This window comes from Adhaeribacter aerolatus (genome assembly GCF_007991635.1).
Classification (GTDB): domain Bacteria; phylum Bacteroidota; class Bacteroidia; order Cytophagales; family Hymenobacteraceae; genus Adhaeribacter; species Adhaeribacter aerolatus.
In genome coordinates, this window is the sequence record NZ_BJYS01000001.1 from 246,661 (window position 1) to 261,550 (window position 14,890).

11 protein-coding genes are annotated in these 14,890 nt (G+C 45.8%); 8 read left to right on the forward strand and 3 right to left on the reverse strand.

What is annotated here, in order from left to right; translation table 11 throughout:
• Positions 1–37 precede the first annotated feature (37 nt).
• Positions 38–952 (reverse strand): DUF72 domain-containing protein, encoded by a 915-nt coding sequence (locus AAE02nite_RS01090; RefSeq protein ID WP_146894585.1) that lies wholly within the window; start codon positions 950–952, stop codon positions 38–40.
• Between the two features lie 372 nt (positions 953–1,324).
• Here AAE02nite_RS01090 and AAE02nite_RS01095 point away from each other — a divergent pair, with 372 nt between their 5' ends.
• The 3 genes from AAE02nite_RS01095 to AAE02nite_RS01105 all read left to right on the forward strand — a co-directional run bounded on the left by AAE02nite_RS01095 (position 1,325) and on the right by AAE02nite_RS01105 (position 3,777).
• On the forward strand, positions 1,325–2,005 hold the full coding sequence (locus AAE02nite_RS01095; protein WP_146894586.1) for a septal ring lytic transglycosylase RlpA family protein: 681 nt from the start codon (positions 1,325–1,327) through the stop codon (positions 2,003–2,005).
• Between the two features lie 301 nt (positions 2,006–2,306).
• Entirely contained in the window at positions 2,307–2,921 is a 615-nt protein-coding gene (locus tag AAE02nite_RS01100; RefSeq protein ID WP_146894587.1) for a YdeI/OmpD-associated family protein, read from the forward strand.
• Positions 2,922–3,024: 103 nt separating this feature from the next.
• Positions 3,025–3,777 (forward strand): MBL fold metallo-hydrolase, encoded by a 753-nt coding sequence (locus AAE02nite_RS01105; protein WP_146894588.1) that lies wholly within the window; start codon positions 3,025–3,027, stop codon positions 3,775–3,777.
• Positions 3,778–3,860: 83 nt separating this feature from the next.
• Here AAE02nite_RS01105 and AAE02nite_RS01110 read toward each other — a convergent pair whose 3' ends face one another.
• A complete protein-coding gene (locus AAE02nite_RS01110) occupies positions 3,861–7,154 on the reverse strand; it encodes a CHASE domain-containing protein (RefSeq protein ID WP_146894589.1) in 3,294 nt (1,097 codons plus the stop codon).
• Between the two features lie 172 nt (positions 7,155–7,326).
• Positions 7,327–8,544 (reverse strand): mannonate dehydratase, encoded by a 1,218-nt coding sequence (gene uxuA / locus AAE02nite_RS01115; RefSeq protein ID WP_218033419.1) that lies wholly within the window; start codon positions 8,542–8,544, stop codon positions 7,327–7,329.
• A gap of 386 nt (positions 8,545–8,930) precedes the next feature.
• On the opposite strand from uxuA, the gene AAE02nite_RS01120 reads away from it, so the two are divergent.
• The 5 genes from AAE02nite_RS01120 to AAE02nite_RS01140 all read left to right on the forward strand — a co-directional run bounded on the left by AAE02nite_RS01120 (position 8,931) and on the right by AAE02nite_RS01140 (position 14,850).
• Positions 8,931–10,574, forward strand: coding sequence for a TldD/PmbA family protein (locus AAE02nite_RS01120; protein WP_146894590.1), 1,644 nt, complete (start codon positions 8,931–8,933; stop codon positions 10,572–10,574).
• A gap of 136 nt (positions 10,575–10,710) precedes the next feature.
• Positions 10,711–12,042: a TldD/PmbA family protein gene (locus tag AAE02nite_RS01125; RefSeq protein ID WP_146894591.1), complete on the forward strand. Its 1,332-nt coding sequence runs from the start codon at positions 10,711–10,713 to the stop codon at positions 12,040–12,042.
• A gap of 213 nt (positions 12,043–12,255) precedes the next feature.
• Complete coding sequence (locus AAE02nite_RS01130) at positions 12,256–12,882, forward strand: DUF4159 domain-containing protein (RefSeq protein ID WP_146894592.1); 627 nt, start codon at positions 12,256–12,258, stop codon at positions 12,880–12,882.
• 89 nt (positions 12,883–12,971) lie between these two features.
• Positions 12,972–13,970: an AAA family ATPase gene (locus AAE02nite_RS01135; protein ID WP_146894593.1), complete on the forward strand. Its 999-nt coding sequence runs from the start codon at positions 12,972–12,974 to the stop codon at positions 13,968–13,970.
• Between the two features lies 1 nt (position 13,971).
• Positions 13,972–14,850, forward strand: a complete 879-nt coding sequence (locus AAE02nite_RS01140) for a DUF58 domain-containing protein (protein WP_146894594.1) — start codon at positions 13,972–13,974, stop codon at positions 14,848–14,850.
• The last annotated feature ends 40 nt before the right edge of the window (positions 14,851–14,890 follow it).

Genomic DNA, 14,890 nt, shown 5'->3' on the forward strand with positions numbered 1-14,890 from the left:
TGTTATTACCAATCGCAAAATATTCCGGAACAGGTTTTTAAAATAAACGCCCCTGCACCGGCTGCAGAATAATTTGGGGCTTGTCCAGGGCAATGCCATACGTTTGTTTTAATCGGTCGAGGAAGTAACTGATTAAAACCGGCGCATGATTAATATCCGGCTGATGAATAAAGAAATAAAGCTTTTGCAGTCCCCAATCAAACCAGGTATTCAGCCTGGCTACCCAATCGTCGATGCGGGTATAATCCGTAGGATGCAAACCATTTCCGACAAACCGGATAAAAGCCGTGGCATTGGTTAAGCGCATGTGCAATACATCGCGACGACCGGCCACATCGGTAATTACCGTTGCCAAGTTATAAGCTTCCAATAGGACCCATAATGCTTCCGACTTTACATTTTGCCGAAACCAATCTTCTTCCCGCAACTCCAATGCCAACGGAAAACCACGCGGAAAACTATCCAAATAACGCATCAGGCTGTCTAATTGGTTTGGGCCGAAAGTAGGAGGCAACTGTAAAAAGCTACAGCCCAAGTGCTCTTCTAAACCTTGCAAACTATCGCAGAAATTTTTGGTAATGGTCTCGGTATTTTTCAGCTGCAACTCATGGCTGATAACCTGGGGCAGTTTAGGACAGAAAGTAAAGTTTGGGGTTACAGTTTCGCGCCAACGGTTAATGGTTGCAGCATCTGGTATCCGATAATGCGTTGTGTTTAACTCGATGGTATTGAATTGTTTACTATATAATTCTAACTGGTCCGCGGCTTTGGCGCCCGCCGGGTAGTAACTGCCTAACCAAGGCTTGTTGTTCCAGGTGGGGCAGCCCACATAAACTTCCGGTTTTAGATAAGCAAGCCGATTCGATGCTTTTAAAACCTCGGCTGTACCGACAGCATCCGGAGGTAACACAAACCTGATTGCCTGAATAGAATCTACTCGCCCGAAATCCATTATAACAGTCTCAAAATGCTCTTTTTGTAGGTTAATATAGTATTAAATCAGGACAAAATAAAGCCGTGCCAAACACTTTAGTATAAATACGTATTTAAGCGGTAATAAATACTTAATTTATTAAATTTTAAAAAATATTTTGAGACGTAAAAATATTAAGTTTTATAGATATTTTAATTTGTAGCTACAAAGGTAAAAATTGCTTATACAGCCTAGAATCAAAGATTTTTTATGCAATTACAACCCTTTTAAACGCTTATCTTTTTTGTGTCGTGTTACCTACGCGCCAAACCACATCGCTCGTCCTAGGGCTTCTAAATTAGTTTTTAAGAAATCTCTTCGTAATTTTGCCCCACACCAATAGATGAACACATGCGTATTACGAAATTACACTATGTATTCAGCTTTATTTTTATCTTATTTATCGGCCTGAGCGAACCAGGCTTTGCTCAAAAAAGAAGCAAAATTCAGAAGGGACTAGCCACGTGGTATGGTAGCCAATATCACGGCAAAAAAACCTCCAGCGGCGAAGTTTATAACAAAAACCGGATGACTGCTGCACATCCCACGCTCCCTTTCGGCACCAGAGTAAAAGTTACAAATCCTATTACCAAAAAATTTGTAATTGTCCGGGTAAACGACCGGGGGCCATTTGGCAACAAACAACGGATTATAGATTTATCGGAAGCGGCCGCCCGCAAAATCAAAATTCACCAGGAAGGCGAAGCCCGGGTAACCGTAGAAGTACTATCGGTTAGTTATTTAATGGAAGTAGACAAAGACAATTTACTGGCCCAGGTTCCGGTTTCTGCCCCCGAAAATACCTCTGATACAACTATCATTCCTACCTACCTGGTACAGGCTAGCGCTATTCCGGGTTTGCCCCTACAGAAACCGCAAATACGGAGCGCCCAGGCGGCATACGAGTCCAAAGTTAACCCGGCAGCAGAAGGAGAACAATTTGCAAGCGGGGTTGAGGACGAAGCATTAGAATCTCAATCTGGCAAAAAAGGCATTAACACCTTTGTGAGGCATTTATTCGGGGCCTCTTAACTCAGCAAAAATAACCACCTGCTACAGGTAAGATTAAGATAAAGATAAATAAAGCAATACATAAAATAAGCCCGGCTATGCGCAATAGTCGGGCTTATTTTTTTTAGCGCGGCCAGCCTGCCGGTATTTTGAGGCAAATTTCTGATAGCTTTCGGAAGAAATCCGTTCCGGTTTATAATGTATTTTAGTTTATAGCCGGAAATAAGATTTAGGGGCCAAGTTTGATACTACTTAAATTTAGAGTAGGGTGATTTTACGAAAATTTACTTATATTTTCCTCTGATTAATATTCATCACCAACATGCAAAACACCGACCCGCGCGTAACCGCATATCTTCAGCATGCTGCCCCGTTTGCCCAACCAATTCTAACCCATTTGCGGCAGGTTGTGCATGCGGCCTGCCCCGAGGTTACCGAAACCATTAAATGGGGGTTTCCAAACTTCCAGTACAACGGCATTGTATGCAGTATGGCTGCCTTCAAAAATCATTGCACCTTTAGCTTTTGGAAAGCTTCTTTGCTTTCTGATCCGCATCATTTGTTTAAGGCTGTGGGTAATACCGCCATGGGACAATTTGGTCAAATAAAATCATTAGCCGACCTACCATCCGATGAAACGCTGACGGCCTATATTCAGGAAGCAGTAAAACTGAATAAAGAAAAAATTAAGAGCATTCCTAAGGCAAAACCAGCCGTTACACCTGAACTTATCGTGCCGGCGTATTTCCTGGAGGCTTTAAACCAAAACGATAAAGCACAAGATACTTTCGAAAAATTCAGCTATTCGAACAAAAAAGAATATGTAAGCTGGATTACCGAAGCTAAGAGCGAAGAAACCCGGCAAAAAAGAATAAATACCGCCTTAGAGTGGCTGGCCGAAGGGAAAGTACGCAACTGGAAATACCAGAAAAATTAACTTCGGGTTTAGTCGATCCTTATCAATTTACCTTTTCATGAATTCGGGAAAACTTCAAAACATCTGAATATTTTATATGTTACTTTTTTAAACCGAAATAAAGATGAAACTCAAAAACATTATTGCTTTACTCGCCCTGTCGCTGGTTTTGGTGCAGGCAAAAGCCCAGAAAGCTACGCCCGACCAATTGGATACCAAGAAAGGGCCCTTAACTATTCAGCCGGTGCAACATGCGGCTACCGTATTAAAATGGGATAACAAAACCATTTACGTAGACCCGGCCGGAGGCGCCAACCTGTTTACCGGCTTGGATGCGCCCGATTTAATTTTGATTACCGATATTCACGGCGACCACATGGACCTGAAAACGCTGGAAGCCATTAACACCTCTAAAGCGACGCTGGTAGTGCCGCAGGCTGTGGCCGATATGCTGCCGGCGGCTCTGAAGCCCAAGGTAGTTGTGTTGGCCAACGGTGCCAAAACCACCAAGTTTGGCGCTACCATCACTGCTATTCCCATGTATAATCTGCCCGAAACGGCCGACTCCCGGCACCCCAAAGGGCGCGGCAACGGTTATGTCATAAACGTAGGCGATAAAAATATTTACTTTTCCGGCGATACCGAAGATATTGCCGAAATGCAGGCACTGAAAAATATTGATGTGGCGTTTGTGTGCATGAACCTGCCCTACACCATGGATGTGAACCAAGCGGCCCAGGCTGTGTTGGCATTTAAACCCAAAGTGGTTTACCCGTATCACTATCGCGGTCAGGATGTAAACGTTTTTAAAAGCCAGGTGAACGCCGGCGACAGCAAAATTGAGGTACGGCTGCGGAACTGGTATCCCGGCACTTAAAATTAGTAATGGCCTCTTATAGCATAAAAAACCAGCCAAACGGCTGGTTTTTTATTTTAAATTTGGGGATAAAACTTAATATTTCAGGTAATGGGTTGCTTTTTAAAATATACCTTAAAAGTTGAGCCTTTTCCTTCTGTGCTATCTACCGTTACGTAACCGCCGTAATTTTCTACAATCCGTTTTACAATATACAAGCCAATACCGCTGCCTTCTACGTGCGTGTGAACGCGCCGGAACATGGAGAAAAGCTTATGCTGCTGATCGGCCCGGATACCCAGGCCATTATCAGAAACGGTTAGGGTAATATATTCTTCTTCCTGAGCCGTAGAAATAATTATTTCGGGTTTCCTTTTTAAATCGCGGTATTTAATGGCATTCGAAACCAGGTTATACAAAATGCTGCGCAGGTTTTTGCGGGCGTAAACAATTTCCGGTACGGCGAAGTCGGTTTTAATGCAGGCTCCGGATTCCGCTATCATCGCTTGGATATCCTGTTTTACATCGGCCAGTGTCTCGGCAAAAGAAAGATTTACCTGGTCTTGATTTACTTCCTTCTGTACCCGGGTAATATTGGTTAAATCAACAATGGTGCGTTTTAATTTATTAATTGACTCCCGTAGCAATTTCAAAACAAATTGTTCATCGGGGGTCAGACGCGCGTACATATTGTACATCATGTCGTTGGTGAGTCCCTCTAAATTAGCAATAGGCGCTCGTAAATCATGCGAAGCGGTGTATACAAAATTATCCAGGTCGGTGTTGGTCCGGCGCAATTCTGTATTGGTGCGACTTAGTTCTTCGTTGGTTTGCATTAACTCTTTCCGGCTGAAAACCAATTCGGTTACTTCTATGGCAAAAACCAGTACCGCATCTACCTCCCGTTCCTGGTTAAACAAAGGCTGGTAAACCAGGTTAAAGTAGCCCGTTTGCCGTTTACCGCTTACTTCTTTACTGATAGCTACTTCTTTGCCCACAAATGATTTTCCACTGGAGATTACCTGGCCTATCTGCTCAAACAAACCCGGTCCTTCTAAATCCGGATGCGCTTCGCGGACACTTTTGCCGGGCAGTACCTGGTTACCCAACATTTTGCGGTAAAATGGATTGGCAAAAATATAGGTCTGATCGGTGGCCTGGATAAGGGCTACCAGGGCCGGCACTTCCAGGAATATTTTTTGCAGTAATTCTGCATTCTCTTTTATCTTCTGCTCTGCTTCTTTTCTTTCGGTAATATCAATTACAGAACCGATGTACCCCATAAACTTGCCGGCGGCGTCGAAGCGCGGGGCGGCGTTGGTAACCATCCAACGGTAAACACCATCTTTCCGTCTTAAGCGGTAATCTGCCTCAAAGCTGGTATGGTTTTGCAGGGCTTGTTCATACACCAAACGCACCTTTTCCACATCATCCGGATGAACCGGATCTACCCAACCTTCATTTAAAGATATTTCGTTGGGGTTTCCGGTGAATTCAAACCAGCGCCAGTTTAAATAAGTTACCAGGCCTTCCTCATTGTTCAGCCAAATCATTACCGGCGCATTATCGGCCATATTCCGGAAGCGGGCCTCACTTTCCAGGATAGCCGACTGGGCCTGCCGCTCTTCAGTTACATCGCGAATCTCCAACACCATGTAGGCCAAAGTTCCTTGTTCAAACACCGGCGTTGCCGAACAGCTTACATTAAAAAAGGTACCGTCTTTCCGGATGAATACATCTTCGTGGCCCCGCAAAACCTTATTCTCTTTTAAGGCAATTCCCAGCGGGCATTCTGCCATCGGGTAAGGAGAGCCATTGGGCCGGTGGTGGTGCACCAGATTATGCAGCGGCTGCTCCTGCATTTCCGCGAAAGAGAACCCCGTCATTACTTCGGCCATCGGGTTCATAAAAGTGCAGTAGCCATCGGCGTTCATCATAAAAAGCGCCACCGTTGCGTTCTCGGCAATTGTATTGGTGATTTTGTGCTGATATTCCAGGGCAGCTTGCGTCTTTTTCTCCTCAGTCAGATCTTTTACCTCAATAACGGTAGCGATGGGAATGCCATCCTGAAAAATAGGGCTGGCGGCACACGTAACCGGGAAATAAGTACCGTCTTTGCGGATAAATACATCCTGGTGGGCCCGCACGAGGTTGTTGGTGGGTAATGCCCGGTCGATGGGGCATTCTTCCATCGGGTACGGCGTACCATCGGGGTGATGATGATGAATGAGATAATGCAGAGGCTTTTCCTGTACTTCGTCCATGGTAAAACCCGTCATGGCTTCGGCGGCCGGGTTCATAAAGGTGCAATAGCCTTTGTCGTTCATCATAAATAAGGCTACCGTAGCATTATCGGTAATGGTTTGCCGCACCTTGTTCGACCGCCGCCGGATACCCACCGACCAAAAAGCAAAAAATATTAATAAACTAATGACAGTTCCGCCGACCAGAATTATTTCGGGAATCTTACTGTTAACTTCAGCAGAGGCCGGCTGCGCCTTAAGTACCACCGTCCAGGTATTATTTGCCAGGTTAATTTTTACTTCTTTGGTTAAAGCTGCATTCCCGGATGTTTTTGCCTGTCTATTCCGGGGGCTGCGGGCATATAAAAGATGCTTATCTTCCTTAATAAGTCCATCATAAATCTGGATAGTAAACCTTTCGAAATCATCAGACAAAACATTATTCATTAAATCGCCGGCCCGGAAAGGACTATACACATATCCTTTAAGCAACCGCCGCCGGTCGGCTACTGATGCCGGCAATATTTCGTTCTGATAAACCGGCAGATACAATAAAAAACCCGGCTGCACGGCGGTGCTATCTTCCTGCACCAAAATAACCTTTCGGGATAAAACCGGTTGCCCGGTGTCGCGGGCCTGTTCCATGGCTTCACGGCGGATGGGTTCGCTGAACATATCAAAGCCAAAGGCGCGGAGGTTACGGCCGGAGAATGGCTCAATAAATACAATGGGGGTATAAATTGCACGGGGACCGGCGGGATGTATCGTATAATCCGGAAACCCTTCGGCCCGTACTCGCTGGATATGGGCTTGCAAGTTCTCCGGCCGGATTACTTCGGCAAAACCAATACCCTGAATGCCCGGATAACTCTCATAAACTTCCAGCGCTTGTATATAATATTTCCACTCGGTACGGTTAATTTCGTTGGAAGCAGTAAATAAAGCTTTTGCGCCTTTCAGTACCTGAACATAATGGCTGGCCCGGCGCTTAATCTGTTCCTCGGCCTGCGCAACCTTAAAGTTAAACCAACTTTTTAACTCTGCTTCCCGGCGTTGTTTCAGATAGAAATAACTAAAGATAGTTACACCCAGAAAAAACAGAAAAGGAATAAAGGCAAAAGAAAAATACTTAAACAAACGCTTAATGTCCGGCATTCAGAATTTTATATAAACTTCTAAATTAAGGCTTAATATGTAATATTCTAAGTCGGGGGCACAAAATATTTAGCCTGGCAGCTTTTACCAATGGTAATTTACCGCCAGGCTAAAAAACAATTTCTACACTAATGCTAATCCGGCATCTTCTACCGAGCTTCGGCAACAGTATTTAATACAAAGACCGGATAATACCTAACTCCAGGCCACGCAATTCGGCTAAACCTCTTAACCGGCCAATGGCCGAGTAGCCCGGGTTTGTTTTTTTGTGTAAATCATCGAGCATGCGGTGCCCATGGTCAGGCCGGAAAGGCATTTGGTAATCGGAACGGTTCTCGGCCCGACGACGGTTTTCTTCTTCTATCAGGGCGCGTACCACCGCGTACATGTCTACATCGCCGGTCAGGTGATCGGCTTCGTAAAAGGTTTCGGGTTGTTCCGGATCGCGTTTGGTACTGCGCAGGTGCACAAAATTAATCCGGTGGCCGTGCCGCTCAATCATACCAGGCAAGTCATTATCGGGCCGCACGCCGTAAGAACCGGTACACATGGTAAAGCCGTTGGCCGGCGAATCTACCACATTTAATAAAGCTACCAAGTCAGCTTCGGTACTTACTACGCGGGGCAAACCTAATATGGGCCGTGGCGGATCGTCGGGGTGAATGGCCATGCGCACACCTGTTTCTTCGGCTACCGGAATAATTTGCTGTAAAAAATAAGCTAAGTTCTGACGCAGTTCGGCATCCCCTACTTCTTTATAAGTATCCAGTACTAACTGAAACTCTTCCAGGGTAAAGCTTTCTTCGGAACCAGGTAAACCCGCAATAATATTTTGCTGCAGTTTTTTCTTTTCCTCTTCCGAAAGGGTTTCAAAATATTGGTGCGCGGCATCTACCTGTTCAGGTGTATAAGTTGCTTCGGCGCCGGGACGCTTTAAGATAAATAATTCGAATGCCGCAAAAGCCACCGCATCAAAACGCAACGCCTCCGAGCCATCTTCTACCACGTAGTTCAAATCGGTGCGGGTCCAGTCGAGCACAGGCATAAAATTATAGCAAATGGTATCGATGCCGCAGGCCGCCAGATTCCGGATAGTTTGTTTGTAATTTTCGATGCAGCGTTCCCGCTCCGGATGGCCGGTTTTAATATATTCGTGTATCGGTACGCTTTCTACCACCGACCAGCGCAAGCCACGGGGTTTGGCCGGGCTCACGGTTTCGTCTAACTCAATCAGGCGCTTGCGTTCCTGAATAGCCTCTACGGTCCAGACTTCACCGTTGGGCACCTGGTGCAGGGCAGTTACAATGCCCGTAGCGCCGGCCTGCCGGATATCCGATAAGGAAACCGGATCGTTGGGGCCAAACCAGCGCCATGTTTGTTCCATGCTCATATCTTAGAATTATTCGTGGTTGGTTGTTTTTTAAGAATTGCTGATTTTTAAATTACTTACCTATTAAACCCTGGCAAAAATATCTTTTAACCTGAATAATTTCTCTACTCTAATAGAATATATTTCCGGCAACGTTGCCAAACACCATTGTTTTACAAAATAAGTTTTACTAAATTTTAACCTGGTAAGAATTCGTAAGAATTACTGTTTTTAGGGTAAGCGTTTAATAGAAACAAAGCTAAGAAAACCTTTTAGCTATCAGACATTATTTCTACTAGCCAACTTCTAAATACTTCTGATTTATTCCTGCTTATGTATCCTTTTTTATACCTTTAGAACAATAAAATTCTTAAATTATATAATGTGCCTATTTTAAAATAACTAGCTTGAAAAGGAGAAATTTTATTCAATTAGCTTCGATGGGCGTTGGGGGCCTGGCACTGTCGCATATTCCGGTTTTCGGCAACCCGATTTCACCGGAAGTGGCACTGGAACCGATAGATGTGGCCCTTAAAAAACGGCTCGCCGATGCTGCCCTGAATGCTGCCAAATCCCAGGGCGCTACTTACGCCGATGTTCGCATTGGCCGGTACTTGCAGCAATATATTTTTACCCGCGAGAAACAAGTACAAAATATTGTAAACGCCGAATCTTACGGAGTGGGCATCCGGGTAATTGCCAACGGGACCTGGGGCTTTGCTGCCACCAACAACGTAACCGAAGCCGGACTTGCCCAGGCAGCCTCCCAGGCTATCGCTATTGCTAAAGCCAATGCCCGTTACCAGCAAGAGCCGGTACAACTGGCTCCCGTAAAAGGGATAGGCGAAGTTTCCTGGCGAACGCCCATTGTGCAGAATGCATTTGAGGTGCCGGTAGCCGAAAAGGCAGACTTATTGTTAGCTGCCAATGCCAAGGCTTTAGAGAACGGTGCCAGTTTTATTAACACTGCTCTTTTTCAGATAAACGAACAAAAGTATTTTGCTTCTACCGAGGGTTCTTACATTGATCAGGACATACACCGGATTTGGCCTACCTTCTCGGTATCGGCAGTAGACCGGTCGACCGGTAAATTCCGGAGCCGGGAAGCCCTGAGCGCCCCCATGGGTATGGGTTACGAATACCTGAGCAAACCAGGTCCAAAAATCGCCGGTCCGGCCGGCACTGGTTTGCAAGGCTATAACAAATACTACGATATTCTGGAAGATGCTGTCCTGGCGGCCAAACAAGCCAAAGCCAAAATCACGGCCAAATCAGTACAACCGGGTAAATACGACTTGGTGCTTGATCCAAACCACCTGGGCTTAACCATCCACGAATCGGTGGGCCACCCCCTGGAACTGGATCGGGTTTTGGGTTACGAGGCAAATTATGCAGGTACTTCCTTTGCTACCCTGGATAAGTGGAAAACCAAAAACTTTAAATACGGCTCTAAACAGGTTAACATTTTTGCCGATAAAACCCAGCCGGGTTCTTTGGGCTACGTGGCATACGACGACGAAGGCGTAAAAACCAAACGCTGGGATTTAATTAAAGACGGGGTACTGGTAAACTACCAGGCAATCCGCGATCAAGCGCATATTATTGGCGAGCCGGAATCGCATGGTTGCTGCTACGCCGACCACTGGAGTTCAGTGCAGTTCCAGCGCATGGCCAACATTTCGCTGGCGCCGGGTAAAACCAAACTATCCGTAGACGACATGATTAAAAATGTAGACAAAGGAATTTACATTTCCGGCCGTGGCTCTTTTTCCATCGATCAGCAGCGCTATAATTTCCAGTTTGGCGGCACCGTGTTTTACGAGATTAGCAAAGGCAAAATTGTGGGTATGCTCGAAGATGTGGCTTACCAATCGAACACCCAGGAATTCTGGAATTCCTGCGCTGCCATTTGCGACGAAAGCGATTATCGAATGTTCGGTTCTTTCTTCGACGGTAAAGGCCAGCCTGCCCAGATTAGTGCGGTATCGCACGGCAGTGCTACAACCCGCTTTAATGGCGTAAACGTAATTAACACCGCCCGGAAAATATAATTTGTTGGGCCGATTATGCTAAACCCAGTTTAAATATTGGCCAAATAATAAAATACCGGTTTAGGCCGGATTAATTAAAGCATAAAAAGATTAAGAATGTTGGTGGACGGTAGCGCCCCGACTATCGAGAAATAACATGGCAATATTAACGAAAGATGAAGCCCAGGCCATCTTAAAAAAAGTACTGAGCTACTCCAAATCCGATGAATGTGAAGCAAGCCTGAGCGGATCGGTTGGCGGTAATATTAGGTATGCCCGTAACAGTGTTTCTACGAGTGGTATGAATGAAGATACCTCCTTATCTGTGGAATCGCGCTTTGGCAAACGCGCCGGAGTAGCTACTGTAAACGTATTCGACGAAGAATCGCTAAAAAAAGTAGTGCAGCGGGCCGAAGAAATTGCCCGTCTTGCCCCGGAAAACCCTGAATATATTCCATTTCTAGGCCCGCAGACTTATTTACCAGCAAACGCACATTTTGCTACTACGGCCAATATTAAACCTGAATTCCGGGCCGAAGTAGCCGGGAAAAGCATTGAACTGGCTAACGCCAAAGGGTTAACAGCAGCCGGCTTTCTGGAAGACTCGAGCGGTTTTAGTGCTACCATGAACAACAAAGGCTTGTTTAATTACGGACAGAACTCGGGCCTGACTTTTTCGGTAACGGTGCGCACCGCCGACGGCACGGGTTCTGGATATGCCACCCGCGATTTTAGTGATGCTTCAAAATTTGAAACGGCCGAACCATCGCAAGTGGCCATTGCCAAGGCCTTAGGCTCGGCCCAGGCCAAAGCCATTGAACCCGGCAAATACACCGTTATTATGGAACCTGCCGCCCTGGTAGCCAACACCGATGCCAGTTTGCTTGGGGCTTTGTTCAACAGCCTTTCGGCCAGGCCGGCTGATGAAGGCCGAAGCTTTCTGTCTAAAAAAGGTGGAGGGAATAAATTAGGTGAGAAATTGTTTGACGAACGGATAACCGTTTATTCAGACCCAAACAACGCCGAAATACCTTCGCTTACCTGGGACGAGGATGGACGCCCGCGTGAAAAAATAACCTGGATTGAGAAAGGAGTAGTTAAAAACCTTTTTACTACCCGTTATTGGGCGCAAAAGCAAAATATTCAATCTATTCCTACTCCGGGTGGTTTTATTATGCTGGGCGGTACCCAAAGCGTAGACGACATGATTAAATCAACGGACCGGGGTATATTGGTAACGCGCCTGTGGTACATCCGCCCCGTAGATCCGCAAACGCTGCTCTATACCGGTCTTACCCGCGATGGTACTTTTTACATTGAAAACGGCAAAATCAAACATCCGGTAAAAAATTTCCGCTTCAACGAGAGCCCCATTATTATGCTGAACAACCTGGAGGCGCTGGGCAAACCGGTACGGGTAGGCGGCAACCTAGTACCACCCATGAAAATTCGTGATTTTACCTTTACCAGTTTATCCGACGCTGTTTAATTTATAGCCCTTTTACAGAAAGCCATTCTCGCTTTAATTGGCCAGGATGGCTTTTTGTTGAAGCATTTGTTTAATCAGACAGAAGGTTCCTGGTTTTAATTTCTCAACAAGTAAACCAAATGGGAATATTCTGAATTATTAGCTATTTTCGGTAACCAAAGATTAAGATGGCAACGGAATTATAAGCCGGTTGCCCTGTTTGAAATTGCATACATGCCTTTTTCTTCCACTTTTACGTTTGTTCGCTTGCAATACCGTTCCGGCGATTGGGACACCGACATCCGGATGCCATCCAATATTCTGAATTCTTTAATCGAATACACTACCTTAAAAGTTAACCTGCAGGAAAAAGTAATTTTACTCGAAAGTCAGGAATTATTCTCCTATCCTTTCTGCTACCTCAGTGGGCATAAATTGGTGCAGTTTAACGCTAAAGAAAAGAAAAATTTTGAGCAATATGTCCGCAATGGGGGCTTTGTGTTTGTAGATGATTGCAACCACGACATCGATGGCTTATTTGCCCGTTCGTTTGAGCGCCAGATGGAAGCCTGCTTTGGCTCTGGCAGCCTGAAAAAAATTCCCAATAACCACGTCCTGTATAAATCATTTTTCAAATTCCCGGATGGCCCGCCGGCCACTGGTTTTGAACTGAATGGCTGGGGCGATGACCTGGTGCACGAATATCTGAAAGCCATCCAGATTAATGGCCGGATTGGTGTTTTATACAGCAATAAAGATTACGGTTGCGAATGGGATTACGACTTCCGGAACAAACGCTGGCTCGCCGAAGACAACACCAAATTTGGAATAAATATTATTATGTATGCCTTAACTTCCTGAGATGCTTTTTTTTTAAAACAATATTTTAGACTTTAAAACACAAAATTTCTGCTTACCATAGCTGCTTTTAGTTCACAGATAATTTTTAAATGAACACTGAAGAAGGAATAAATAATCTTTTGGCTAAACTTCCCGCTTTGCGCACTGAAATCGGGAAGATAATTGTGGGGCAGGAAAAAGTACTAGACGAAGTACTCATTACTTTGCTGGCCGGAGGCCACGGATTGCTGGAAGGAGTGCCCGGCTTAGCCAAGACCTTACTGGTTCGAACGCTGGCTAGCGCCACTGATTGCGCTTTTCGCCGGATTCAGTTTACCCCGGATTTAATGCCCACCGATATTTTAGGAACCGAAATATTAGAAGAAGACCATGCCACCGGCAAACGCTTTTTCAAGTTTAACGAAGGACCCGTATTTGCCAACATTGTATTGGCCGACGAGATAAACCGGACACCACCCAAAACCCAGGCTGCCTTGCTCGAAGCCATGCAGGAATTTGAAGTAACGTATGCCGGTAAAACCTATCCGCTGCCTCAGCCATTCTTTATTCTGGCAACCCAAAATCCCATTGAACAGGCCGGCACCTATCCGTTGCCCGAAGCCCAACTCGACCGATTTTTATTGTACATCCGGATCCAGTATCCGACCGAGCAGGAAGAATTAGCAATTTTAACCGGCACCACTGGTAACCACCAACACCAGGTAAACCCCGCCTTAACTGCTGCTGACCTGGTGCAACTGCAACAACTGGTACGGGATGTAAGTATCAGCCCGGATTTAGTGGAATACGTAAACCTGCTGGTACGCGCCACCCGGCCAATTACCTCTCCGGTGGCTTTTGTTAAAGAATACGTACGTTGGGGCGCTGGTCCCCGCGCCGGCCAAGCCTTAATATTAACGGCCAAAGCCCGGGCTTTGCTGCGCGGGCGCTTTGCCGTTACGGCTCAGGACGTGCAAACGCTGGCTTATCCAGTGCTGCGCCACCGCATAGTTACTGGCTTCAACGCCGAAGCCGACGGAGTAGACACTGATTGGGTAGTAACAGAATTATTGGCTGCTATTAAACTGCCATCCCCTATCTTGAGGTAACATGGGTACCACACTCCTTTCTCCGCAAACCTTAGCCGCTATTAAAGATTTGTCGTTGGTAGCGCGAATGGTGGTGGAAGGTTTTATGGCCGGCCAGCACCAAAGCATGAAACGGGGAACCGGGATGGAGTTCAGCCAGTATCGCAGTTACCAGGCCGGTGACGATTTGCGGCAACTCGACTGGAAAATGTTTGCCCGCTCCGATCGCTACTACATACGCGAATCCGAAACAGATACGAACCTGCGCATTCAGTTTGTGGTAGATGCCAGCAATTCTATGAACCACGAAGAAGATGGCTTGAGCAAACTAACTTACGCCAAATTAGCCGTAGCCTGCCTGGCGTACCTGGCTACACAGCAAAGCGATGAGGTAATGTTGTATATGCTCCAGGAAAATAAATTAGCGAATATTTTGCCGGAAGGTGGTAACCGTTTGCAGCGGCTCTGGCTAGCCCTGGAGCAAATGACGGCAACCGGAAAGTTTGCCTCGAAACAAGTGGTTAAAAGTCTCCTGCAAAACACCCGAAAAAAAACAATTACCATTTTTTTAAGTGATTTGTACGAGCAGGAAAATGAAATAACCAGCCTCTTGGGGAATTTGCGTAGCCGCGGCCAGGAAGTATTGCTGCTGCACCTGGTGGGCCAACGAGAAGTAGCCTTAAATTATAAAGGCACAGTTTTATTTGAAGATCTGGAAACCGGCCAAACCATACAGGTAAATGCCACTAATTACCGGGAACAATACGAAAAACAGTACCAGAACTGGCTCCAAGAAATTGCCACCCTAATGCGCAAGAAACAAATTACTTATGACCGGTTTTTTATCCAGGAGCCCCTTGACAAGGCTTTACGGATCTTCCTGAAAGTCCGGAGAAGGTAAATCAGTAACTCAAAAACAAAATTTCAGGCAAATACTATTG

Excerpts from the sequence above, each read along its gene's own strand:
- AAE02nite_RS01090 (WP_146894585.1), bottom strand. The coding sequence starts at position 952 with ATGGATTTCGGGCGAGTAGATTCTATTCAGGCAATCAGGTTTGTGTTA.
- AAE02nite_RS01095 (WP_146894586.1), top strand. The coding sequence starts at position 1,325 with ATGCGTATTACGAAATTACACTATGTATTCAGCTTTATTTTTATCTTA.
- AAE02nite_RS01100 (WP_146894587.1), top strand. The coding sequence starts at position 2,307 with ATGCAAAACACCGACCCGCGCGTAACCGCATATCTTCAGCATGCTGCC.
- AAE02nite_RS01105 (WP_146894588.1), top strand. The coding sequence starts at position 3,025 with ATGAAACTCAAAAACATTATTGCTTTACTCGCCCTGTCGCTGGTTTTG.
- AAE02nite_RS01110 (WP_146894589.1), bottom strand. The coding sequence starts at position 7,154 with ATGCCGGACATTAAGCGTTTGTTTAAGTATTTTTCTTTTGCCTTTATT.
- uxuA (WP_218033419.1), bottom strand. The coding sequence starts at position 8,544 with ATGAGCATGGAACAAACATGGCGCTGGTTTGGCCCCAACGATCCGGTT.
- AAE02nite_RS01125 (WP_146894591.1), top strand. The coding sequence starts at position 10,711 with ATGGCAATATTAACGAAAGATGAAGCCCAGGCCATCTTAAAAAAAGTA.
- AAE02nite_RS01130 (WP_146894592.1), top strand. The coding sequence starts at position 12,256 with ATGCCTTTTTCTTCCACTTTTACGTTTGTTCGCTTGCAATACCGTTCC.
- AAE02nite_RS01135 (WP_146894593.1), top strand. The coding sequence starts at position 12,972 with ATGAACACTGAAGAAGGAATAAATAATCTTTTGGCTAAACTTCCCGCT.
- AAE02nite_RS01140 (WP_146894594.1), top strand. The coding sequence starts at position 13,972 with ATGGGTACCACACTCCTTTCTCCGCAAACCTTAGCCGCTATTAAAGAT.